This window comes from Flectobacillus sp. BAB-3569 (assembly GCF_002270355.1).
GTDB classification, from domain to species: Bacteria; Bacteroidota; Bacteroidia; order Cytophagales; family Spirosomataceae; genus Flectobacillus; species Flectobacillus roseus.
In genome coordinates this window covers 40,694-66,285 of the sequence record NZ_NJFZ01000018.1, presented here as the reverse complement: position 1 = coordinate 66,285, position 25,592 = coordinate 40,694, and the positions used below count along the sequence as shown (strand labels likewise).

The following is a 25,592-nucleotide window of genomic DNA, read 5'->3' as shown; positions in this document are numbered from 1 at the left end:
TTTCAATTAACAAAGGGAATAAAAAAAGGAAGTGAACTTCGACTAGGTAAAATATAGCAATACTAATTGGCAGGTACCAAAAGGAGGTTTTAACCAAAAGTATCACAGAAAAAAGATACAAAGATTATATTTTAAGTATCCATATAACTCAAAGCTCCTATTTGGGAGATTTACTTCTTGATGGGGATTTAGTAGTTCAAGATACTGTGCCATCCAAAAGGCGCCATCCGTAAATAATTGCAGGGATAACTTTGTATTGGGAATGGAGCTTTGAGCTAAGATTTCGGAGCTTTTGCTTATTAGATATTGATATTTCATTGGCAATAAATAAAATGAAACCAAGCTAACCATGCAATCCCATTTCCGCCAACTAGCATTCTATGAAAGGTGCTCTCCTGCTTACCACATCGTTTGATATGAAACACAAATTCATCATAACAGATGGCTACAACTGTGTAGATCAGTACAATTAAAATCGGTATAAGGTAGACTTTGGGAGAGTTACTCATCATACTAACCCACATCAGTATAAACATTGGAATTCCACCAAGTCCTAGTGCTGCAGCTTCAGCATCTCGTTCTTTTTTTGGTATTTTTAGATTAAGAGGATTTCGATGGTATCGCCAGTCAAGAATTCCGCCACAAGTTGCCACACTTCCAAAGATGGCTATTGCCCAGAACTGCCAAGGTAAAAATGGGAAGACTTGTCTTATGCCTAAGTGAATATTGGTTTTAAAGATCCAAAGAAGTGTTGCAAACAAAATTGCAGGGACTAATAGTAATATTAGTGAGAGATACTGGCGCATTTTTATATAATTTTTTATGTAGCTATTTACTTTATTGACTCAAATGTAATCGAGATTGTCCTAAATACAAAAAAAGGCATCGAAAACTTCGATGCCTGAATCAAATATGAATAGTGTCAGATAAGTTTATGCCTTGTGGCTTTTACTTTTCTTTAAATGAATCTCGAACCTAAAATAGCCACTATAAAGTATGAGTTGTGAGTTAATAATCTTAAGTCAAACGATTTCTCATGATTTTAACAGTACTTACTTTTTGTAGAAAAGTATAATGTCTCAAACTGATAAATAGTGGATTAATAGCCGAAGATACTACTTTTTAGTGAATGATTTTTAGGAAATTCTATTTTTTTAAAAGCACTTATGTGCCAATATGAAGTCATGAGATCTATTTTATATTTGGAATGCTGCAAAACACAAAACTGAAGTTACCTCAAATTTTAGATTACATCAAAAAGCGACAGCCCATTGATGTTTGTTCGGATTTATAAGTTGTGCAGATGATAAGAATTTCCTATTAGCTGCCTAGTGCAGAAATCGCTAATGGAGATATAGGTTTATACAAAGGATTTCCAATAATTGCGGATTTGGGATTTCTGATTTCTGAAATAAAGTAAAAACCTCTATTTTTTACAAAACATAAAAGCTTACACTTCCGAAATCCAACATCCGATATCCGAAATAGACAGTTTTAGAATCTTTCGTACAGTTCTAATAGAGATAGTTCAATACCTCAAATCAATCTGCTAGTATGTTACCAAACATGTTACATTTCGTCATAATAATGTTGATAGCTGCTCTGTTTTAGATAGGATTTCCATTTCTATCATAAGAACTATATTTTTCCAATTCTTTAAAAATTGGATTTTGCGGGTCTAGGTTAAATAAGGTTTCTTTATATTTTTGAAAATCAAATAAGTCGTTCATACTTCCATAATAAGGCGGAAGTCCAAAATTTAAAATGTTTGCCAAGTAATTTTTTGATTCAGGATTTTTAGATAATACAGATTCATAAAAAATAATTTATATAAATCTGCACCTTCCCAATAACATGCTACGGTATTCAATAATGCGTCAACTATTGATGCTATTTATTCATCTCCTTCTCTATCAAATCGTTGAATTAGGTAGTTTAAAAGAAATAAACCTTTGTCTTCAAAATTAATTAAACAATAATCGCAAAGACTATTTATATCCATTTGATTCAAACTTTCAATCAGTTTTTTCATATTTCTAAAAATTACCCATCCTTTTGGAAGAGTCAAGGCTCCGTTAATCCTAAAATTAGGAATTTGAACAACTTTTGTAATTCCATATCCAGTAATACATGCAACTTTTATTGTATATTTTTGTTCCGCCTCTATAAATTTCATCTACCCCATATTTAAGAACTTCTTTTACTATATCTAGTATATTAGCAGAGTTCTTATTAAGAACAATCGATTACCATTGGTGCATTGAGTTTGAACTAGCTTCAATAAGATGATGAAGTTTATTGGGATTAGAAAAAACCTTTTTAACAACATCATTTATTGACTGAGAAATGATTTTACCTCCCTCTGAACATGAATTATGCCTACCTTATTTTGTAGGGAAGCTTACAGGGGGATGATTTCGTTCACTTTTTGCCAAATCTCATAAACTGAATATATTCACAAACTCATTAAGCTTTTTTTCAAATCTTCACTGGAATATATCGTAGATTCTGAAAAATTATAAAATTCAAAATACATGTCATTAGATGTATTGGCCAACACTAATAAAATTTCATGTAACAGCAAATCAACTGTCCCTAATCCGTTACTCCAATAATCTATCATAAAATATTTGTAATTACTATCCAATAACTCCCCGTTTAGTTTGTATTTTGCTAGTTGCACATGGCTAAAAGAAAGGGAATGTCCATCCACGTTCATTTCATGTTCGTATGGGATGCTATCTTTTTGAAAAAAAACTTCGTATTCAAATTCATTTTCATCCGTATTTCTATAATAATGTATATTAAAGTTAATTTTTTTTGATAGCGCTATTGATTACACATGTTGTTAAATCATCAACATCGATATTTTTTTTTGAATGTACTGCTAATAGTGCCGTAGTATAACGAAAGGAGTAAATCATGCAAATTGTAAACTTTCCCAAAAATAATACCACTTGTTTATTGTTAGGATTTATAAAGTAGACATCCTTATTGTCAAAATATTTAAAAAACTAGGCAATTGCTTTCAATTTGCTATTTCCACACAATAGGAATACCCTACGACCTTTGATGTTTATTCAAGAAGAACCGCTTCGCTATACCTTCCTACAATCATCAAATATGATTGCTTTTACTTCATCATTTCCACGGGGAAATCGTTCCCTAGTCCATAGCTAGCTGGATATTGCGGTGTTCCGCTGTACTTTTTCATGAGTTCGGGTACTTGTACCTGAATAAAGTTTTTGAGTCCATTTACCGTAATCATTTTATTGTTGGCTGCTTGTCCTTTTAGGGCTTGAAGTAACACATACGTAAAAGCACCGTGACCGAGTGTAGCAAATTCATTGGCGAATTGCTTAGAACCCGATGCCGCCATCCAATGAGTTCCTGTACTTCTTGCCACGACGGCTAAACTCTTTTGTTGATTGGCATCCGCCGCAATTAGTTGCTCGAAAGCACCAGCACTTTGACAGGCATCCAAAATAAATACTTGTTTTTGTGCCTGAATATTAACAGCATATCCTTGTAATTGCTTCGAAGGAATACCTTTCTGTAAAAGTATTTCATCTACATTTTTCAGGTCAGATACATCGGTTGGCACTAGATAAAACTCTTTGTTTTTATCCGAAATTACGCCGTGACCCGCATAATAAAATACAAACACATCCTGTGCTCTCGCCGTTTTTTGTACTTCTGTCAATGCATTTATAATCCCATTTTTATCAGCCTTTGTATCAGTGACGAAATAGGTTTTTACGTTTGAAATAACCGTTTTCGCATCTTTTTCTATTTCATCTTTAAAGGCGGTTGCATCTGCAAGGGCATAGTTGAGCGATAATTTCTCATTCTGATATTGATTGATGCCAACAACAACTAAGTGGAGGGTTGCATTTTTATCAACAGCGTCGATAATACCGCCATCTTTTGAAACGTTTGGTTTGTTATTTGGCTGGTTTCCAGCTTTGTAATTCACAATAATTTCATCGGGCTGACTTTCTGTTCTTTGGCTGTTCAGGGCGATGGCTCTGAAAACATTCTGACCAGCTAATAGATTAATGGTATATTTCTTAGTATCTGTTCCCGTTGTATTGTCGGTTACGAATAAACCACGAGTAGCCAAATTCACGATTTTACCGTTATGAAATAACCTGATTTCATCAATTTTATCATTTTCGGCAGTAGCATTTACGGTTATTTCTGCAAGTCCTGTTGTGTTTTCGTAAATTGGCTTGCTATCGTCTTCAACGGTGAGGTTTCTTGTTTTTTGTTCATAAGAAATCTTACAAATTGGTGCTTTGTGCAAATCATCAAAATCAGCATCTACGGCAGGGAAACGTTCGCCAGCTAAAATGCGGGGCAATAATTTGGGCGTATAATATTTTTCGTAAAGTATTTCTAAGGGAAAAGAGTTCACTCCTTTTACAAAGTATAAATCTTTTTGAGCATTTACGGAAGCATCGAACTGCCCATTAGGCGTAACAACCGCCCATTCGCCAGTCGAGGGAACTGGGTATAAAGTCGCTAAGAGTTCACGGGTTTGTAAATCCCAAAGTTTTATATTGTTTTCACGAGCGTTTGTGAATAAATAACGATTGTTTTTACTGAGAGTTACCCCTGCCACGGCATCGGTATAGGCCTTTATTGTTTTAGCCATATCCCATTGTTGTTGCTGGATATTGTAAAAATGTAACTCTCCATCATAGTTACTAGCAATCAAATAGTTTTCATCGGCTGTGAAAGTAGCTGAATAAAAAGTTTTTTTGCCATTGGGTAAAAGCTCTGGGATATCTATTGTTTTTCCTGTGCTGACTTCAACGATTATTTGTCCATTACCCGACTGGCAAGTAAGGTATTTATCATTCATTGAAAATGTCAGCCTTCCGCCACCAACATATTTTTTGGGTAAAGTAATTTTCTTGACTAAGTTCCCTGTAGCTCCGTCTAGTAAGTCTATACTTGTAAATTCTCCAAAGGTATTGATTGTGGCGATTTGTTTAGAAGTATGAGCAAAAACAGCTTGATTAACTGCTTTTTTCCGCCATAAAATTTTCTTCGTTGTAACATCGGCTACAACCAATTTATCCTGATTGACACTATACTGATCTTCAATTTTTGGGTCTCTGTAATACGCTACATGGAAAAGATATTTATCATCGAAAGATAAGCCCATGTTGCTTGGCCTGCCTCCTCCTGCTTCGTAAAGAAAATCTTTATGAGCATTATTTGCTAAATCTATTTCAGTCCAGAAATCATATAATTTACTCCCTTTTTGATTAAGTTGTAAATGATATTCAAATGCAGGTTGGTTGGTCTGAATTACTTTTCGCATTGCACCAGAAGACAAATCCCAAATGGCTGCTTTTTTATCAAATTCGATGAGTAATTGATTAGAAGATTCAGAAAGATGATGATAAAAAACTTCCTCTTTTGTAACTCCGACTAGCTTAGTAATAGTCTGGCCATTCTCTGTACTGAGAAGGCTAAGATTTTTTTGTGTTCCGAGTAGGATCTTTTTCCCATCATCCGAAAAACGGATTACACCCCTTCTACTTCCATATTCACTGACATGGAAATCAGCTTGCTTTATACGCCAAATATCTTGTTTAGTTTCAAGGTTGACTAAGATTATTTCATTAGACGTATGAATAAAGATTTTCTTGCTGTCTGGCGAAAAACCTGCAAGATTTAATATTTTGGTTTTGTATTCATTAGGATGAATGTATGAATAAATACGTTGACCTGTATTGATATCCAATATTTCCAATGAGTTATTGTTGCCTGCCATCAAGTAGCGTCCATCGGGCGAAAATCGAGTGAATTTTATTTCAAGAATCGGATCACTTGCATAACCGCTTTTTGCTAAATTAAAATTGAGTTCTTTGATGATTTCACCACTTGGTACTTTACATAATGTCACATCATTTCCGAACGGAATCGAAATTGCATTTCTTTCATCCGAATAGTCTTGTTCAACCCCAAATTTGTTGATTCTAATAGTTCCTCTAAAGCCATTTTCACGAGTGTAAATACTGGCATTACTTAACAAAAGACTTGATTTTCGGTGATAAGACCAATTCAGGCGGTTATGTTTATCTTTACCCGTATTATTAATTGGACTTTGGCTGACCACATTTCCATTATAGTCTATTGTTTGGAATTTATATTGGTTCGTTACGATGTCAATCGTTTTATTATCCAGCCTAAAATCAGCGGCCATTATATTGGGAAAACTTTGTAGTTGTTTTCCCGTACTTAATTCCCATAAAATCAGCACTTCGTTTTCTTCAACCGTTAAACCAACTTTATTATCAGGCGAAATCGAAGCCATCATTACCTCACTTTGCAAGCCCGATTTGATAACCAATTGAGGTTTCTGAGCAAAAAGTATCAATGGAAACAAGAGTAATAAGATTAAGCACTTCTTCATAATGTTTTATTTGATAAGTTTGATAGGAATACTAGTTGTGTTTAATTTCAATCATTAAAGGCACAACGCTACCAGTAGTTGGCGTAGCGGGATCATCATCAGCAACCGTTAAGTTTCGTGTTGAATGTCCTTTCGTACTAAAAGCAACACGATTTGTATCATACGTAATTTTAGCCTTATCAATCAGTTTATTCCCTAATACTGTTTTGATTTTGGTGCTCAAGGCACCTGTCATACCGTTCATTTTTTCGGCAATGGCTTTAGCATCCAATTTTTCAGCAGCGTATAAAATCAAAAGATAGTCTGTACCTTTTTGATTATCCAACTTGATAACCTTGGTGTCTGAAGGAAAAGCGATGGTACTGTTTGCCCCAACATGAGTTGAAGTATTGTCATTAAAAGGTAAAATTCGATTTACTTGTCCCGTTAAATCCGTGGCAAAAGCATATACATATGCTTCGGCATCAACATTCATAAAGAAACGAAAAGCTGTACCACTCGTATAGGCATTTGCCATTGTATAAGCTACTAAATCTTCTTTAGGCCCTTGAATTTCTTCTTCAACGGTTAAATTTCTCGTGGAGGTTTTCCCAACATCCATATTTTCACCTGTATTTAGTTTGAACTCTATGTTACCACTCAAACTGAACGTGTACTCGGGTATCGGACTTGGTTTTGGTTGTGGCTCAGGACTTGGTTGAGGTTTGGGTGTGGGTTTTACTTCTACAGGAGCAGGAGTGTCAGTCGCTCCAAAAACCTGAATTGCCACGATACACCACTTAGCGTAATCCTTGTATTTGATCCAAACATAGCCGTGGTCTGCCCAGTTAGCACCCCAGCTATTTAGTACTCTGAATGCTCCGCCAGCTTTGTTATCGTCGTAACCAACAATGGCCATGGCGTGTCCGTTGTGTTTCCAATCATTTAGTACTTCATTGGGTGAAGGTTCCCAAACTTCTGACTTTATTTTGAAAAATGTTTCTGGCAAATTAAAACCTGTAGAAACGGGCGAACCTTCTAAAAGTGCTTTCTTCGTCAAATCAATTCTTACTTGTTCGGGTTTTTCGTACTCTTTGATACCAGTAGCGTAAAGAATCGCAGCATCGGCAATACGATATTTAATGGCTTCTTTAGATATTTCTGGGGTGATGGGTAATCCACATTTATAAGGAACACTCTTCATCAATGCTTCACCTTTTTCAATCATAGTGAGCAAGGCCTTAATTGGATCTGCACCGTTTTGACAGTCAGTATCACCTGCTTTCTTGATTTGTTCATACAAGAAAGTAGGAGAAAAAGCATATTTGTCAATCAGTGTTTTATCGGTAAGATTATGTGTTTTGGCATACAAAATAGTAGCAATTCCATAGCCATTGGCAAATGCCACACAAGTACCATGATTCCCTTGGTCGCCAGGAGTAGGGCAATATTTTTCTAGTGAATGAGCTGCAGGCATCCCTCTAAAACTGCGTAAAGAAAGTTCTATTTTTTGAGGAGTAGCGGCAATTGTAGAGAGGTCGAAATTAGCCCCAGTCCCTTTTTGTTGTGAAAAGGTGAGACTTATTGTTGATGAACAGATGACTAAGAATGCGATAAGGAAGTAGCTCTTTTTCATGAAATGAATGATTAGTTTTTAAGGATAAGGCTATTAATTTCTAAGATAAAGATGGGAAAAGTAGGGAGAATAAGCAAATGAATTGATTCCAGACTTATCAATTAAGACATAAATGGGTACTGAATGAGTCTTAAAGACGGTTTTACTTTTTATACCAGTTAGTTCAACTATCAAATAAAATGTCACCTGAATCTTCTTTGTTACTGTTTTTAAGCAAGTGACAATAAATTGTCATACTGAATCAGGTTTTGAGGTACAAAAATAAAAATTGAATTTCGTGTTGAGTAAACACGCTAAATTCTGCTTGGCCTAAAGTTGTATTTGCATAAAGAATCTCGAACAATACCAAGAGTGAAGGATGGTGTTTATTAGGGTATTATGATCGAAATTTGACCACTCACCAGTGCCGACTTTCTAGCCAGTACTTACTCAATATAAGGCTTCTAATCCTTTTTATCACACTACTATTGCAGGGTAAACCTACAATGAAAGTCAGCTTCTGGATAAAGTTCAGAGAAAAAATGGGTATTGGCTAGGAAGCCCGCATCCGCGTGTGTAAACCCTATAAAAGTGAAAGCTACTTACAACCTTTTTTGTTAAAGAAGTATCTTTGGTTTAATCTTATCATTAAACTTAAAATTTAACGAGAATTAAATTTTCATCGTTTACTTACACAAAAATGAAAACACAATCTACACTTATTTTACTATTGTTATTTACGCTGTCTATAAGCTGTAAAGACGAGGAGGTTTCACCACAAAAAGCTATTTTAGGAAAATGGGAATTCATTGGTATCGGTAATGGACGAATAGAAGCGCCATCTGGCGTAAAATGGTATTATGAATATTTTGAAGATAGCCTCCGTTTGCACTATCAATCTTCCACTGGTCAGATAGTTAAAACAAAATATTATTGGGAAAATAGTGGGTTTCTGAATACAGAAGGGACTACTTATAAATGTGTATTTTACAGAGATACAATGCAGCTAGACTATGTTCATATAAATGCCATCTTTATGTCAAGCTTTTTCAAACGGATTAAATAATTACAATGCTAGTTCAAGTCATCTCAATAATGAAGTTTGGAGAGAAGAACTCTGGATAGAATCCAGAGAAAAAGTGGGTACTGGCTAGGAAGCCAGCAGCAGCGTGTGCATGATGTTTTTTTGTTAGTATTAGAGAGCGTTTATCTTTTGGGATAAACGCTCTCTAATACTAACAAAAAACTACTCACTAATTCTCAATTGCAAGTCCTTTACAAGGATAGGAGTTGAATTGATATTGTTTTTGATGAATACTTCTAAATAATCTCCTTGGTTAATTTCAGAGATGGTTTCTAAGGTTAACTGAAATCCTTCCCCTTTTCCTCCTACAGCTATAGATGAATTAGGCGCTATTTGGAGTAAACCATTCTTATAAATTGCTATTGATAAATCAGAATTGGCTTCTGGTGTTTTTCCTCCTACATTGGCATAAATGCGAGCATTCAATGTTCTTTTACCCGTGTAGGTAACTCGATTTGCTGTAGCAACAAAACCATCAGCTTTCATGGTTGTTGTCTCGCCTGCTATTTTCGTAAATAAATTAGGAGAAATTAGTTTCGTTACAGCCGTATTTTCATTCATGTACAGAAAGGCGTAAGGTTTTGTATCAGGTAAACCAGCCCCATTTTGTCTCATTTCCCAACCAGGTGTGTGAGAATCAAATCCACTAATAAGCACGGCTGGTCCTCTAAATAAATTACCATTCATCCTTGCCTGATCGACCTTTGCCTTCTCATGAAATTTTATAGCAGTACTTCCTGAAAAAACGAAATAGTTATTCGACATATCAATGTCATTTGCTTCAAAATCGGCTAAAAACTCAATGCCAACCCCTGAAGATATTCCAGTAATGTAATTGTAGGCACTACAAAACTTACCTGTTGTTCCTGTCACCTTCAATCCATCTTTACATCTCCAAAAGTTGGTCGTAATAAACATTGAGTTGAACCCACTAAATCTTCCTACACCTCCGCTAGCAACTCTAGGAGCTTCTACTACTGAATTCCCTGCTAATAAATTGAGGGCTTTAGTACCTGTATTATCCTCAAAATCGTATGCTGTAGTAGCAGCACTTAATGGGATAACACAAACCTTTTCCAAATAAACATCGACATCTAAACTTCTGAGTACAGCTCCTTTAGTAGCTGAAATAATTCGGTCTTTTCCTGGGTCTAAGCCTCGTAAGCCTGCACCATTTAAGTTTATACTATTCTGTCCTAGGTCAACAGAACCCGAAATGATATATACCTTGGCAGAATTGAGGGTTATTACGCCATTTTGAGGGCTGGGCAAGTCACTGAGTGCGTCCACATAAACAATACTAGAAGGTAGGGGGTGTGTAAGATCTTTTTGAGCAAATGAAGTATTTAAGGCACAAAAAAATAAGAGCATTGAACTAATGCTTGTAAGGATGTGATTCATAATAGTTTTTGAATAATGTATTTATTAATGATTAAATATGCTATTTATTAGAATGATAGCAGCGGGAAAATAAACAGAATAAGGATTAATATATTGTTTATCAAAGGATTATATTGTTGCTATCAAGCAATAAAAATTTATTAGAAATGAAAAACATTTCCAACGCATACAGTATTAACTAAATATTAGCTGTGTTGGATTAAGAAAAGTACAATTATTTTTCTAGTACCCGCGTTGCGTGTGTAAAGCCTATAAAAGTGAAAGCTACTTACAACCTTTTTTGTTAAAGAAGTATCTTTGGTTTAATCTTATCATTAAACTTAAAATTTAACGAGAATTAGATTTTCATCGTTTCTACTTACATAAAAATGAAAACACGCTCTGCACTTATTTTACTATTGTTATTTACGCTTTCTATAAGCTGTAAAGACGAGGAGGTTTCTCCACAAAAAGCGATTTTAGGAAAATGGGAATTCGTTGGTATCGGTAATGGAAGAATAGAAGCGCCAACTGGTGTAAAATGGTATGATGAATATCTTGAGGATAGTGTTCTACTACACCAGCAGTATACTACGGGCAATATAGTTGTAGAAAAATACTTTTGGGAAAATAATGGATTTCTGAATTCAGGCGGAACTACCTATAAATGCGTATTTTATGAAGATACAATGCAATTAGATTATGTTCATGCAAATGCCATCTTTATGTCAAGCTTTTTTAAACGGATTAAATAACTACAATGCTAGTTCAAGTCATCTCAATAATGAAGTTTTGCTGAGAAGGACTCTGGATAGAATCAAGAGAAAAAGTGGGTACTGGCTAGGAGGTTAGCGCCAGCTTGTGAATTAGATTTTTACGGGGTTATATTTTAAATTTTCATCGTTTACTTACATAAAAATGAAAACACGATCTAGACTTATTTTACTGTTGTTATTTACGCTTTCTATAAGCTGTAAAGACGATGAGGTTTCTCCACAAAAAGCGATTTTAGGAAAATGGGAATTCGTTGGTATCGGTAATGGAAGAATAGAAGCGCCAACTGGTGTAAAATGGTATGATGAATATCTTGAGGATAGTGTTCTACTACACCAGCAATATACTACGGGCAATTTAGGTGTAGAAAAATACTTTTGGGAAAATAATGGATTTCTGAATTCAGGCGGAACTACCTATAAATGCGTATTTTATGAAGATACAATGCAATTAGACTATGTTCATGCAAATGCCATCTTTATGTCAAGGTTTTTTAAACGGATTAAATAATTACAATACTAGCTCAGGTCATCTCAATAATGAAGTTTTGCTAAGAAAGACTCTGGATAGAATCAGAGAAAAAGTGGGTATTGGCTAGGAGGTTAGCACCAGCAAGGGTAGTATAAAATGATAATAACGTCAAAGATGTTGAAGCTGGAAAACAAAAACTTTCAGAGTTTGCAAAATGGGATACAAAAATATAGGACAAGCTAATAAGAGCTTACCTATTTACAAACAGTATTACATATCTATAATGCCATTGAGCAAAATGAAAATCAAAACTATTATTCTGGTGAGTTTAGCAATGTTAAGCTTTACGAATTCAGGAAAATTTGAACCATCAGAAACAATTGACATCTTTGGGGACACTGTAGGGAGGCTTCCTATCAACAGTAATAGGAAGTTAGATATCTCTACAATAACAAAATGGCTTATTGATAATTACTTTTTTGGGAGAAAACTTCATGTTGATTTAGTGAAAACTGTAAAAGAAGTGAGTATTTTCAAAATCAGCGTTAAAGGAGAGCTGGCTACATCAGTCCGTAGAGACTATACTTTCATTACTATTCGTAATAAAAACAGTTTTCTATTACCAATAGAGTTTATTCAGTTTAGCGACATCGATGATAAAATGATGCTCGGAGGAATCTATAATTATAGAGAATTTGATTATTATTTTATATACGATATAATAGGCGAACAGTTGACGCGAACCTTTGACAGTAGAAAAGTAAAAACAGGAGTTAAAATAGGGTATTATCGAGATGACGAGTGCGTTGAATATTATCCGAAAAGACTTTTGTTTGATAATGAAAAAAAGACATCTATTTTTTTTCGTGGAATTGTCAAAAACTTTTGCAGAAAAGGACATGATAGAGTGATTCAACAAAAAAAGCCTTTAACAAAAGAAGAAATTTCAATAAGAATAGATTACAACGGTAAATTTTGGGTTTATAACGAAAGGTCCAAGTATAAATTTTGGTAATCACCACTAGTGCTGGCTTCCTAGCCAGTACTAACTCAATCTAAGGATTCCAATCCTACTATAAATATCAACTCAATTGTAAAATTTTGGAAATAAAGCTTCTGGATAGAATCCAGAGAAAAAATAGGTACTGGCTAGGAAGCCAGCACCAGCGTGTGAAGATATGAAAGCTCAAAAAACTATAATTGATAATGCCAGGATATTATATGGACAACAATAAAAAATATTCTATTTTTTAGTTTAAATAGTGATAGATATGGTTAATTTGAAAGTAATAATAAATATAATCCTAATATTTAACTTAGTATGTTTTATATTAGGTTCTTGTACGGACTCAAAAACACAAAAAGTTAAAGTTTATTACACAACGTTTGAAAAAAAATATACCATTCCACAAGGAATAGAAGTAAATGGGTTAAAACAAGGATTATGGATTAATTACAATAGTATAGGGTTTTTACAAAATATTGAGACTTACGTGGATGGTTTAGTACAGGGTGAGACAGTAACTTATAATGAACACGGCATAATTGTTCAAAAGGCAGAAGTTCATCAAGGTAAATTTAGGGGTAAATTTGAGTGTTATAGTGACAAGGGGGTTCAAACCATCAAGGGGATATATTTTGATAACAAAAAATAGGTGATTGGTTTTATTACGATGATAATGGTGTATTAACGGAACAAGAAAAATGGGGTAATGGAAAGATGTTAACTAAAAAAGTATTCAAAAAGTGACGCCCCCCTGCTAGTGCTGGCTTTCAAGCCAGTACTAACTCAATCTAAGGATTCCAATCCTACTATAAAAATCAATTCAATAGTAAAGTTTTTAAAAAAAGCTTCTGGATAGAATCCAGAGAAAAAAAGGGTACTGCCTAGGAAGCCAGCACCAGCGCAAGAAGCCAGCACCAACGTCTGAAATCCGAAATCAGAAATCCCAAATCTACAATAGTTTCACAATTCATCACTCAAAACTCATAATTAAAAATAATCCCCATCTTACTCGGTAAAATGGGGTTATTTGCACTAACGATTACACAATACAAATTAATTCCATCCGCCGCCGAGTGCTCTGTAAGCATTTACAAAAGCATTCATTTGGCGCATTTTTGTTTCAATCAATTCCATACGTGATTCTAATACATCACGTTGGGTCAACAACACTTCCATATAATCTGCTCTAGCCGACTTGAAGAGTTTGATAGAGATTTCCGTAGATTGTGTAAGTGCATCTACTTGATTAGACTTCATGTTGAAGTTCTTATCCAAGTTATCAATGTTTGATAATTGGTTGGTTACCTCAATACAAGCATTCAACACTGTTCTTTCAAACTCGATGATTGCTTTGATTTGCTTGGCACTTGCGATATTATAGCCAGCAATCAAGGCATATTTGTTTACCAATGGACCAGCGATGTCGCCAGCCAATGAGGTAATCAATGCTTGAGGTAGATTGACCAAATACAAAGGATTGTAAGATCTAAAGCCCAAACCAGCACTCAAACCCAAAGAAGGGTAGAAGTTGGCTCTCGCAATACTTACGTCTAGTTTCGCAGCCGAAAGTTTCAACTCAGCTGCTCTTACATCTGGACGGTTGATAATCAATTGCGAAGGCAAGCCAGCATATATCTTTGTTGGTGCCAAAGTGTTGAAATTGTCAGAACTTCTATCTACATGTTGTGGGTAACGTCCCACCAAGAAGTTGATTTTGTTTTCGGCTTCAACAATTTTCTGCTGAATTTCATACTGTAAACTTTGCGTTTTGAATACCTCAGCCTCGAATCTGCGCACAGCTAGTTCAGTAACTTTAGCTGCTTGTTTTTCTTGTCTGATGATATTCAAGGCATTGCTCAAAATCTCGATGTTTTGCTTGATAATAGCCAATTGGTTGTCTAATGCCAACAACTCGTAATATGAATTAGCAATTTCTCCTACCAAATTGGTTACCAGAAAGTTTTTGCCCTCAATGCTTGCGAAATAGTTTTGTGCAGCTACTTTTTGTGCGTTACGCAATTTGTGCCAAATATCCACTTCCCAACTCGCTCTTGCGCCCACCATCATATCAGGCAAAACCTCTGGAGTTCTTACGCCAGGGCGAATTTCAGACATATCGTCTGCCGCACCTTGACTGGTATATCTCGAAACTTTGTCTACACCTAAGCCACCGCCAAGTTTTACAAAAGGAAGGTATTCCCCTTTACGAGCATTGATTTCGTTGCGCGAAATTTCAATTTCTTGTAAAGTAAGATTCAATTCCTGATTGTTTAACAAAGCTGTATCAATCAAGGCTTCCAATTTTGGATCAGTGAAAAACTCTTTCCACTTGATTTTAGCCACATTGGTCGAGTCGCTTGTACCGCCATTATAAGTAGCAGGTGTATTACGGTTTTCTGTTTTAGTCACAGGTACCAAAGACTTTGGTACGCAGGCCGCTACCAACATCAGTACACAGCCCGTTGCTAAATAATTGATTTTTCTTATATTATTCATCGTCGTTACTGTCGTCTGGTTGAGGGAATGAATCTAATTGGTGAACAAGGTTTTCTGTCAACGAGTCGTTTTCTTCATCTTTGATGAGCTTGCGACCTTCAGCTATTGAACCAAAGATATAATACAAGCCTGGCACAATGATTACCCCAAAGATGGTACCGAATAACATACCGCCCAAGGCCGAAGCACCGATCGTTTTGTTACCAATTGCCCCTGCACCATGTGCCAATACCAATGGAATCAAACCTGCAATGAAGGCAAATGAGGTCATCAAGATTGGACGGAAACGAACTCTAGCTCCTTCGATAGCAGCGTCAAGTACTGTTGCGCCTTGATGGTGTTTTTGCATGGCAAACTCTACAATCAATACGGCGTTTTTACCTAACAAACCAACCAACATAACCAAACCAACTTGTGCATAAATATCGTTGGCTAATCCCATTGATTTAATCATTAAGAATGAACCAAATACCCCTGCTGGTAACGATAATACTACCGACAATGGAATAATAAAGCTTTCATATTGAGCAGCTAATACTACATAAACGAAGGCCAATACGATAAGGAAGATATAGATAGCTTCGTTACCACGTCTAACTTCATCGTAAGAAAGGGCAGCCCAGTCAATATCAAATCCGTGTGGCAATGTTTCTTTGGCAACTTGTTGTACCGCAGCAATCGCCTGACCCGAACTGTAACCTTTTGCAGCACCACCACGAATAGCGGCAGTAGTGTACATGTTATAGCGGTTAATTTCGTTTGGCCCTTGCATTTTTTTGATTTTCATGAAAGATGAGAAAGGAACCATTTCGTCACGGTTATTTTTCACATACAATTTCATGACATCTTCTGGTAACTGTCTAAACTCTGGCGAAGCCTGAACGAATACTTTAAAGAAACGTTGGAATTTAATAAAACCTAGTTCGTAAGTACTACCAATCAAGATAGACAAAGTGTTCATGGCATTACCAATAGAAACGCCTTTTTGCATAGCCAATTGGTTGTCGATTTCAAGTTCGTACTGAGGATAGTTTGCACTAAAGAAAGTAAACAAACCTGTAAGTTCAGGACGTTTTTCTAGGGCTTTCATAAAATCATTTTTCACGCTTTCCAATTGGTTGTAGTCACCTGAGTTCGTTTTATCCAACAATTGTAGGGCAAAACCACCTGCTGCACCATAACCAGGAACTGCTGGTGGATCGAAGAATTCGATGGTCGCTCCAGGGATTTCATGTGCTTTTTCTTCTAGTTCATAAATGATTTCAGAAACTGAATGATGACGCTCATCCCATGGTTTTAAGTTAATCAAACAAGTACCCGCGTTCGAACCACGACCTTCGGTAAGTACCTCATAACCAGCCAAAGCTGATACTGATTGGATACCTTCTACTTTTTCAGCAATTTCTTGTAGTCTACGTGAAATATCGTTGGTACGCTCCAACGTTGAGCCTGGAGGTGTCTGAATAATGGCATAAATCATACCTTGGTCTTCACTTGGAATAAAACCAGAAGGGAGGTTTGATGCAATACCTGCGATACCTGCCACAAATACAATCCATAGGACAACTGTCACTAATTTACGATGAGCGATTACCTTCAGGATATTTACATAGAAGTTTGTCAACTTTTCGAAACCAGCATTGAAAACATCCAAGGCTTTGTCTAGGATATTTTTCTTCTTAGGTTTTCCATGATTATTTTTCAAAATCATGGCACAAAGTACTGGTGTTACCGTAAGGGCAATTACCCCCGAGAGAATAATTGAACTAGCCATCGTAATGGAGAACTGACGGTAGAAAATACCTACAGGACCACTCATAAATGCTACTGGTACGAATACCGCTGTCATCAACAAAGTAATCGCAATAACGGCACCACTAATCTCACCTAATACTTTTCTTACGGCCTTATAAGGGGACAGGTGTTCCTCTTCCATCTTGGCATGGACGGCCTCGACGACGACGATGGCGTCATCTACTACGATACCGATAGCCAATACCAAGGCAAACAAGGTAATCATGTTGATGGTCAAACCAAACATCTTAATAAAGATGAATGCCCCAATCAATGAAATAGGTACTGCAAGCGTTGGAATCAACGTTGAGCGCCAGTCTCCCAAGAACACAAATACTACTAATGCCACGAGAATGAAGGCATCGCGAAGGGTATGAATTACGTTTTCGGTAGAAGCATTCAAGAAGTTAGATACGTCATAACTGATTTGGTAGTCCATCCCTGGAGGAAATGAAGACTTTTTCAGTTCATCTAATTTATCTTTAACACTCTTAATTACATCACTGGCATTGGAACCATATGTTTGTTTCAAGACAATCGCCGCCGAAGGATAACCATTTAGGTTGGAGTAAATATCATAATATTCACTACCTAGTTCTACCTTGGCAACGTCTTTCAACCTAAGGATTTCCCCATTAGGATTCGAGCGAATAATTACATCTTGATATTGTTCAGGTTTGTTAAAACGTCCCTGATAGGTTAATACATATTCGAGCGCTTCGGCACGTTTACCATCGGCACGACCAATACGTCCTGGCGAACCAATCACACTTTGGTCACCCAAAGCTTCCATGATTTCGTCTGCCGAAACGTTGTACGCACGCATACGGTCTGGGTTCAACCAAATACGCATAGCGTACTGACGGCTGCCCAATATACGTGCTTGTCCGATACCATTCAAACGCTGTAACTCTGGAATCATGTTCACCCCTGCAAAGTTGAACAAGAACTTCATGTCTGCGTTTTTATCTTTCGAATAAAGGTTCACGTACATCAACATACTGTTCATAACGCGGTTTACCACGACCCCTTCGCGTTGTACCAACGTTGGTAAACGGTTTAGTACTTGAGCAATCCTAGTATTTACCTGTACGAGGGCTTGGTCAGGGTCAGTTCCTAAGTTAAAAACAATTTGAATGTTGGCTTCACCCGCCGAAGTGGCATCGGAAGTCATGTAGCGCATACCCCAAACACCATTGATAGCCTGCTCAAGGGGAATAAGCACCGACTCGGTTAGTACTTTGGCACTAGCACCAGGATAAGAGGCACTTACCATTACTACTGGTGGTGCAATTTCTGGAAATTGTGAAGTAGGGAGTGTCTTCAAGGACAAAATCCCCATGAAAACGATGACGATCGATATTACTATCGCTAATACCGGTCTTTGTATGAATTTACTAAACATGTTCTTCTTGAAGTTTTTGAATACACAAGTGATTGAAGTCTGGACTGAAAGAGTAGGTGTTGAGTGATTGGTGGCTATGAGTCATAACCACCTCATCCATAGATCAATGAGTGCGAATTCCAAAACTCACTCATTGATAATTCACTCAAGCACAATAATTAACTCTTGCAGTTTCTTAGATTATTCAGCATACACTCTTAAGTGCGAAATCACTTTTTGTGGGTCTTCATAATCAAACTTAATCTTATCGTTGTCTCTCACTTTCTTAATACCTTCAAGAAGTATTTTTTCATCGCCTTTCAAGCCCGATTTGATGATATAAATATCTGGCAATTCAGCTCCGATGGTTACCTCGCGTGACTTTACAGTATTGTCTTTATCTACGACAAATACATATTTTTTCTCAAGTACTTCGAAAGTAGCTTTCTGTGGAATGATGACAGCATTTTTCAATGGCGATTCCATCAAGATGCTACCAGTTTCACCATGTCTCAACAATTTTTCAGGGTTTGGAAACGTAGCACGGAAAGCGATGTTACCCGTTTCGTTGTTGAAGTCAGCCTCAATCGTTTGAATCACACCTGTATGAGGGAAAATATCTTGGTTAGCCATTTTCAATTTTACAATTGGTAAGGTTGTTCCTTTGGCTTTTGTTTTCAAGTCAAGATATTGAGATTCAGGCACATTGAAATAAACCCACATTTTGCTATTGTCTGAAAGGGTTGTCAACAAATCACCTTCGTCCAACAAACTACCTTCACGTACAGCGAAGTGGTCCATGATACCGTCAAATGGCGCTCTGATTTCAGTAAAGCCTAAGTGTACTTTTGCCAAGTCCATTTCGGCTTTTGCTTTATCCCACTTTGCTTTTGCCAAGGCCAATTCGTTTTTAGAAACAATATTGCTTTCTGCCAACGATTTGGTGTTTTGGTATTCAATTTCAGCAAAATTTGCTTCAGCTTGTGCCTTTTGGAACTCCGCTTGGTATTGCAAAGGAAGGATTTGGAACATTAATTGTCCTTTCTTCACAAACTGACCTTCATCAACATATATCTTTTTTAAATAACCTTTTTCTAAGGCACGCAACTCAATGTGCTGAATTGCTCGAATCTGGCTCACAAACTCGTGAATGGCGGTTGTGTCTTTTTTTAGCGGGCTGGTTACAAGAAGTTTAATCTCTTCTTTCTTTTCTTCTTCTTTTTTAGAATCGCAGCTAGTATGGCATAGCATAACAGCCACACCCATCAGGATGAGAATTTTTTTCATGATTTTGTATTGTGAAATTGTGAGATAGACTACTGCCAAACAGCTCTGAAGGGATTTTTGGAAACAGAAAAATGATAAATCACAATATTATATTGATAATATTTTTGATTTAAACGACTAGTGAGTAAACTGAAAAGTGTATTCAATCAACATGACACTAGCATCTGCTACCTGAAAATCACTACCTAGAGGGCTGTAACAATATTTGGAATGGAGATGGGACTTTGAATCCCAATAGACATTATCTCATAGTCGGAATACACCGAAAACGATAAATAATTTGTTGGGAGAAAGTTGTAAAAGATTTTTACTGTAAGAAGAAAACTGAGGGCTGCGAAGTTGGATTAAGTTCTGGTACCAACTAAAGAAAAGAGATGCAATGGCATGGCCACCCTGAATATGTTCTGATGAAGCAAGAGTCGCTTCATCTTCTTCCACTTCTTTTTCGTTGGCATCAAAAAATACTTTTTCTCCTCTCTCAGTAACAGGTACAGAGAAAATAGCAGTTTGATGCGACTCGAGAAGTGTGTTGTGGAAAGTCGAATTGGTGTTTGAAGAAGACGCAACAATATCCCCTTCCTTGTGAGAGCGAGCCATCAACTGGTTCGAGAAGCTCAACACGAGGAAAACGAGAGAGAAGAGATATTTTACAAATGTCTTGTTCATTTGAGGCGAAAAGTAGTGTGTTGAAATAACACTTGCAAATGTTTTAACCCAAAATTTATATAAAGGAAACAAGAATCTTGTATTAGTTATATTATATCCTTATTTCTTCTAAAAATAAAAAGTTAGCTTGATTTTTTTGTACTTTTTCAGTATCTACAAAAACTTCAAATTGAGCTAAATGGACTAAAACACAAAGGAGTAAAAAGCGAAGCTTTTAAGTGTTTGAAATATAGTGAGTTGACTTTTGTATGTGGCACTATTAATTCAATCTGTATGCTGTGGTCGCTCTTTAATTTTGCTTAGTTTTTCTTCCAAAATTTTTTAAATCTTGGATTTGTCCAATCTGAACTTGCTCTCAAAAAGAACATAAATCTCGTTTTTGTTCAATATTTGAGTCAATTTAAGAAGCTTTTGTTTGTTGAGATGCATTCTATTAGTAAAGGTTTAATAGGAAGGTGAAAAAAATGAGATTTTTTCTCAAAAACTGCGAAACTGTAAAATTTGACTTTGAAATATACCTAAAGGGCTGATCAGAAAGTGCTTAATGAAATAATTGTCGATAGTTTAGCGGCGTCATTTTTTTCATCTTTTTAAACTGTCTATTAAAGTTTGAAACATTCTGAAAACCTGATTCAAAGCAGATATCTGCGATAGAAATATCTTTATCCTGTAACATTTTACAAGCGTGTTCTATTCTGATTTCGGTCAAAATATGACTAAAAGTCTCACGGGTTCTATGTTTAAAATATCTACTAAAGGCCGATTCACTCATATTTACTAAGCTGGCAACTTGCTCCAAATGAATCTCTTGTTGGAAGTTTTGCATCATGTACGCAAATACCTGCTTAATTCGAGCAGATTCTTCCGAATTATTGATGGTAATGGTGTAGGAGTTTAAATATTTGACGGCAGTTTCTTTACTCATTTGATTCAGAATCGACAAAACACTTAAAACTCTATCCATACCTTCTAGTCGACTCAAAGAGGCCAAAGTTGGTTTAATTTTCTGACAAAATTCATGACTAAACTGAATTCCTCGCTTGGCGTTTTCAAACAGATCGAATACTTTTTGATTTTCGGGTTTTAAGAAAAAATCATTTCCTAAAAAATCCTCTGTGAAATGAATGACCGTTGATTGTGCCATTTCCGAAGACTTTCCTTCTATAAAATCAGGGTCATTTTTGTAAAAATGGGGTACGAAAGAACCAATGATGACTAAATCATCGGGACCAAAATCCTCTATACTGGTACCAATATATTTTTTGCCCGTGCTTGATTTCATCCAAACTATCTCAATTTCTGGATGAAAATGCCAAGGCGTTGGAAAAAATTGGCAGGATTGTTCAAATATGTTGAACGACAAGCCCGATGGTTTATTAATCTTAAGTAATTGTGGTTTCATGGTATTGATTCTACATATTTCAAGTTGAATTTGTCAAAAAAGTATTAAAAATTAAAAGAATAGGTAAATAATTACTTGTATTACTTTGATACATTTGTGTAAATATTTAAAGAAAATTTTGAATAAAATTTACTATGAAAAATATTATACCTTATTCCATAAAAGCACTATTGACCCTTGGTTCGGTAGTAATTTCTTTCGCTTCTTTGGCGCAAACCCTCAAACAGCCTGAGCTTGGTCATCGTACTGTATCAATCCTGACCGTTGGGAAGTTGAAGTTTAAAGACCTTAACAAAAATGGTAAGCTAGATCCATACGAAGATTGGCGCCTACCTGTCAACACGCGCATACAAGATCTCGTAAGCCAAATGACTTTAGACGAAAAGGCTGGTATGATGCTCATTAGTACTACCCGTATGGCTGGCGATTTTGCGTTCGAACAAGGCAAGCCGAAAGGACCTATCACTAATGGTTTTAATGAGGAAGATTTGGTTCAAAATATCAATATGTTTAGCCGAAAACCTTTGCCATATCCATTGCTTTCAGCATCGGGAACGACTAAAGGTGTAAAAGAAAAACACCTGCGAAATTTTATTTTACGTGCCAATACCGACGCCAAAACCATTGCCGAATGGTCTAACAATCTGCAAGCACTTACCGAAGATACTCGTTTGGGTATCCCAGCGATTGTGGCATCCAATCCTCGTAATCATATTACTAGAGACAATTCCGTGGGCTTGAGTGTAGGTACAACCGTGTTCTCTAAATGGCCGGGAGAACTTGGTTTGGCAGCTATGCATGATTTGAAATTAACGCGTCAGTTTGCTGAAATTGCCGCTCAAGAATGGAAAGCTGTCGGACTTCGCAAGGGTTATCAATATATGGCCGATTTAGCTACTGAACCTCGTTGGCAGCGAATAGAAGGCACTTTTGGCGAAGATGCCGACTGGGCTGCCAGTATGATGTTTGAAGTGGTGCAAGGTTTTCAAGGAAAAAAACTCAATACTAATTCTGTCGCATTGACGACTAAACATTTCCCTGGAGGTGGTCCACAAGTGGAAGGTCAAGACCCGCATTTTGATTTTGGGAAAGACCAACATTATCCTGGAGGAATGTTTGAATATCATCTCAAACCGTTTATTGCGGCGATTAAAGCGGGTACTTCTTCGATGATGCCCTATTACGCCAAACCTATTAAAACTGAATTTGAAGAAGTTGGTTTTGCTTACAGCAAAGCTATTATTACAGATTTATTGAGAAAAAAACTAGGTTTTAAAGGTATTGTCAACTCAGATACAGGCCCTATCGAAATGATGCCTTGGGGCGTAGAAGGACTTTCGATTTTGGAACGTTATCAGAAGAGCCTAGATGCTGGGGTTGACTTATATTCGGGTTCTGCTGATCCGAGTTTATTGATAGAAACTGTTAAAAAAGGACTTGTTAGTGAAAAACGGATAGACGAATCTGTAACAAGAATTCTGAGAGAACGTTTCGAATTAGGGCTATTTGAAAATCCGTATGTAGACGCAGAGGCAGCTCAAAGAATTGTTGGAAATGCCAATTTTCAAAAAGTAGCAGATATCGCTTTACGAAAATCGATTGTGGTATTGAAAAATGAAAAACAGACTTTGCCAATCAAAGCTAAAACTAAGGTGTATTTTGAAACTTATTTGGAGAGTGGAAAAAACAATCCTCACTATGTGTATCAACCAAAATCTTCGGCCGACTATGCCGTTGAGTTTGTAAAAACGCCTGAAGAAGCTGATCAAGTCATTGTTTGGTTGATGCCAGGCACAGCAGGGGGCTTATTTGGCTCAACAGGAGCACCGATTGATTTACGTCTTTCTAAAAACTTGGTTGATGTCGAATATGTCAACAAAATTTTAAAATCAGGTAAATCAAGTACGCTTTGTATCAATTTTACAAGTCCTTGGGTGATGGAAGAATTGGCGCCAAGTAATGCCTTGTTAGCTACTTTCGGCACAACCCCTGAGGCTGTTTTAGATATAGTTTTAGGGAAATTTAAACCTTCAGGTAAACTTCCATTTTCTATTCCAGCATCATCTAAAGCAGTGTTAGAAAATCTTTCGGATGTGCCAGGCTTTATGAAAAAAGGAGAGTATGCCCTTTACAAATCTGGGGATGGCTTACAAGCATTGAAATAAGGTTAAGTATGAATGCTGAATAAGATTTATTTATCAGTTTAGGCACTAGGCAACAGGCACAAGGCAAAGAGTGTTAAAATATTTTTAAATAACCACAGAAATGCTTTTTCAAAGCCCACCGCCGAAAGCCGATACCTGAAAGCTCAAGGCACAATCTTAAACATTATTTTGCGTACTAACTTAGTTTTTACGTCTTGCTCGTTTGAATAAAGCGGGCAAGATTTTTTTTGAAAAAACATATCGTTAAATTTGTATATCGCAATATTGCGATATACTTTTGTTGTGTCATTAAAATTTGTCAATTCGCATGACTAATATTTCCAAAAATCTCGTCATCCGAGCAATGCAAGAAAATGATTGGGAAAGTGTTGCTCAAATCTATCAGGAGGGAATGGATACCGATATGGCTACATTCGAAACGCAAGTGCCTTCGTGGGAGAAATGGAATTTAGGACATTTGAAAGTCTGTCGTTTGGTTGTTGAGCAAGATCATAAAGTGGTTGCTTGGGCGGCCTTAAGCCCTGTTTCGACGAGAGAAGTCTATGCTGGAGTAGCTGAGTTGAGTATATATGTGGCTACCAAGTCCAAGGGTAAAGGTCTTGGAAGTATGCTAATGAGCCGAGTAATTGAGGAAAGCGAAAGGGTAGGTATATGGACGCTCCAGTCAAGTATTTTTTCAGAAAATACTATTAGCATTCATTTGCATCAAAAGTCAGGATTCAGAATTGTAGGGTATCGCGAGAAAATCGCACAAAGAAACGGGCGTTGGCGCAATACGCATATCCTCGAAAGAAGAAGCCCTTATGGAGTTGTGAGTGGTGAATTGTGAATGATGAATTAGGGTTTACGAAGGATTTTCTTTCAAAAGAGCTCTTACCATTAGCCTTTTTTGATGTAGTGGCAACTCTTGCAGTTGCCATTTTGAAGGCGGTAACTGCAAGAGTTACCACTACATCAGTTTTATTTTACGTCATCACTCAACATTCAGAATTTTTATTTTAACCAATATTTCTAATGATGATTTTCAGTCCAATTCAACATTTAATTGAAGCCTCAATTGCTCAATTTGATACGATTTCAGAAGAAAGAAAAGCTCTTCTGGCACAAATTTCAACCTATATAAGCGCACAGGTAGCTAATCAAGAACCTGTGAGGTTGGTATATATCTGTACCCACAACTCGCGTCGGAGTCATTATGGACAAATTTGGGCAGGTGTGGCGGCTGCTTATTATGGTATTCCACATGTGGAAACTTATTCGGGTGGAACTGAAGAAACAGCTTTTAACGAAAGAGCAGTGGCGGCATCCGAACGATTAGGTTTTAACATTGAGAAAACGACGGAAGGAACGAACCCTGTCTATCAAGTCTATTTTGCTGATGATGTAGCACCTGTAACAGCTTTTTCTAAAAAGTATGATAGCGATGCTAATCCCAAAGCTGGATTTTGTGCTGTAATGACCTGCAATAGTGCCGACAAAAATTGTCCAGTGGTATTTGGCGCGAGTGCAAGAGTGGCAACGCCTTACGAAGACCCCAAGGCCTTTGATGGCACTCCAGAGGAATCCGCCATGTACGAAGCCCGAAGCAAGCAAATCGCTTTGGAGACGCTATATGTTTTTTCTTTAGTAAAATAAAAATTATTCAATCACTCAACCAAT

The 25,592-nt window shown here is 36.6% G+C and carries 18 protein-coding genes; 8 read left to right on the top strand and 10 right to left on the bottom strand.

The genetic code is table 11. The features are described from left to right. Positions 1-314: 314 nt before the first annotated feature. From BWI92_RS17425 to BWI92_RS17405, 4 genes are all read right to left on the bottom strand, one after another. On the bottom strand, positions 315-806 hold the full coding sequence (locus BWI92_RS17425; protein ID WP_176464469.1) for a hypothetical protein: 492 nt from the start codon (positions 804-806) through the stop codon (positions 315-317). A 1,088-nt stretch (positions 807-1,894) separates the two neighbouring features. Beyond that, positions 1,895-2,176, bottom strand: a complete 282-nt coding sequence (locus BWI92_RS17420) for a hypothetical protein (protein WP_095164830.1) — start codon at positions 2,174-2,176, stop codon at positions 1,895-1,897. A 957-nt stretch (positions 2,177-3,133) separates the two neighbouring features. Continuing rightward, a complete protein-coding gene (locus BWI92_RS17410; protein ID WP_095164826.1) occupies positions 3,134-6,430 on the bottom strand; it encodes a caspase family protein in 3,297 nt (1,098 codons plus the stop codon). Positions 6,431-6,461: 31 nt separating this feature from the next. Continuing rightward, the gene (locus BWI92_RS17405) at positions 6,462-8,045 is read right to left on the bottom strand and encodes a C1 family peptidase (RefSeq protein ID WP_095164824.1); all 1,584 of its coding nucleotides are present in this window, start codon (positions 8,043-8,045) and stop codon (positions 6,462-6,464) included. 679 nt (positions 8,046-8,724) lie between these two features. Between BWI92_RS17405 and BWI92_RS17400 the strand changes: the two genes are divergently transcribed. Next, positions 8,725-9,090: a hypothetical protein gene (locus BWI92_RS17400; RefSeq protein ID WP_095164822.1), complete on the top strand. Its 366-nt coding sequence runs from the start codon at positions 8,725-8,727 to the stop codon at positions 9,088-9,090. A gap of 180 nt (positions 9,091-9,270) precedes the next feature. Here the strand turns inward: BWI92_RS17400 and BWI92_RS17395 are convergent, their stop codons facing one another. After that, complete coding sequence (locus tag BWI92_RS17395; RefSeq protein ID WP_095164820.1) at positions 9,271-10,509, bottom strand: hypothetical protein; 1,239 nt, start codon at positions 10,507-10,509, stop codon at positions 9,271-9,273. Positions 10,510-10,877: 368 nt separating this feature from the next. Between BWI92_RS17395 and BWI92_RS17390 the strand changes: the two genes are divergently transcribed. The 4 genes from BWI92_RS17390 (at position 10,878) to BWI92_RS17375 (ending at position 13,388) form a co-directional block, all read left to right on the top strand. Further along, positions 10,878-11,243 carry a hypothetical protein gene (locus tag BWI92_RS17390; protein WP_095164818.1) on the top strand — a complete coding sequence of 122 codons (366 nt, stop codon included), beginning with the start codon at positions 10,878-10,880 and terminating at the stop codon, positions 11,241-11,243. A gap of 163 nt (positions 11,244-11,406) precedes the next feature. Further along, a complete protein-coding gene (locus BWI92_RS17385; RefSeq protein ID WP_095164816.1) occupies positions 11,407-11,772 on the top strand; it encodes a hypothetical protein in 366 nt (121 codons plus the stop codon). 175 nt (positions 11,773-11,947) lie between these two features. Further along, complete coding sequence (locus BWI92_RS17380) at positions 11,948-12,748, top strand: hypothetical protein (protein ID WP_095164814.1); 801 nt, start codon at positions 11,948-11,950, stop codon at positions 12,746-12,748. 256 nt (positions 12,749-13,004) lie between these two features. Further along, entirely contained in the window at positions 13,005-13,388 is a 384-nt protein-coding gene (locus BWI92_RS17375; protein WP_095164812.1) for a hypothetical protein, read from the top strand. A gap of 404 nt (positions 13,389-13,792) precedes the next feature. Here the strand turns inward: BWI92_RS17375 and BWI92_RS17370 are convergent, their stop codons facing one another. The 5 genes from BWI92_RS17370 to BWI92_RS17350 all read right to left on the bottom strand — a co-directional run bounded on the left by BWI92_RS17370 (position 13,793) and on the right by BWI92_RS17350 (position 21,768). Then, the gene (locus BWI92_RS17370) at positions 13,793-15,235 is read right to left on the bottom strand and encodes a TolC family protein (RefSeq protein WP_095164810.1); all 1,443 of its coding nucleotides are present in this window, start codon (positions 15,233-15,235) and stop codon (positions 13,793-13,795) included. Continuing rightward, complete coding sequence (locus BWI92_RS17365) at positions 15,228-18,434, bottom strand: efflux RND transporter permease subunit (RefSeq protein WP_095164807.1); 3,207 nt, start codon at positions 18,432-18,434, stop codon at positions 15,228-15,230. The genes BWI92_RS17370 and BWI92_RS17365 overlap by 8 nt, the downstream gene beginning before the upstream one ends. A 180-nt stretch (positions 18,435-18,614) precedes the next feature. After that, the gene (locus BWI92_RS17360) at positions 18,615-19,700 is read right to left on the bottom strand and encodes an efflux RND transporter periplasmic adaptor subunit (RefSeq protein ID WP_095164805.1); all 1,086 of its coding nucleotides are present in this window, start codon (positions 19,698-19,700) and stop codon (positions 18,615-18,617) included. 246 nt (positions 19,701-19,946) lie between these two features. Next, entirely contained in the window at positions 19,947-20,366 is a 420-nt protein-coding gene (locus BWI92_RS17355) for a hypothetical protein (protein WP_141234821.1), read from the bottom strand. 541 nt (positions 20,367-20,907) lie between these two features. Next, on the bottom strand, positions 20,908-21,768 hold the full coding sequence (locus BWI92_RS17350; protein WP_095164798.1) for an AraC family transcriptional regulator: 861 nt from the start codon (positions 21,766-21,768) through the stop codon (positions 20,908-20,910). Between the two features lie 134 nt (positions 21,769-21,902). Between BWI92_RS17350 and BWI92_RS17345 the strand changes: the two genes are divergently transcribed. From BWI92_RS17345 to BWI92_RS17335, 3 genes are all read left to right on the top strand, one after another. Next, on the top strand, positions 21,903-23,933 hold the full coding sequence (locus BWI92_RS17345; protein WP_217903434.1) for a glycoside hydrolase family 3 protein: 2,031 nt from the start codon (positions 21,903-21,905) through the stop codon (positions 23,931-23,933). A gap of 307 nt (positions 23,934-24,240) precedes the next feature. Next, complete coding sequence (locus BWI92_RS17340) at positions 24,241-24,762, top strand: GNAT family N-acetyltransferase (RefSeq protein ID WP_095164794.1); 522 nt, start codon at positions 24,241-24,243, stop codon at positions 24,760-24,762. A gap of 185 nt (positions 24,763-24,947) precedes the next feature. After that, positions 24,948-25,568 (top strand): protein-tyrosine-phosphatase, encoded by a 621-nt coding sequence (locus BWI92_RS17335; RefSeq protein ID WP_095164792.1) that lies wholly within the window; start codon positions 24,948-24,950, stop codon positions 25,566-25,568. Positions 25,569-25,592 lie beyond the last annotated feature (24 nt).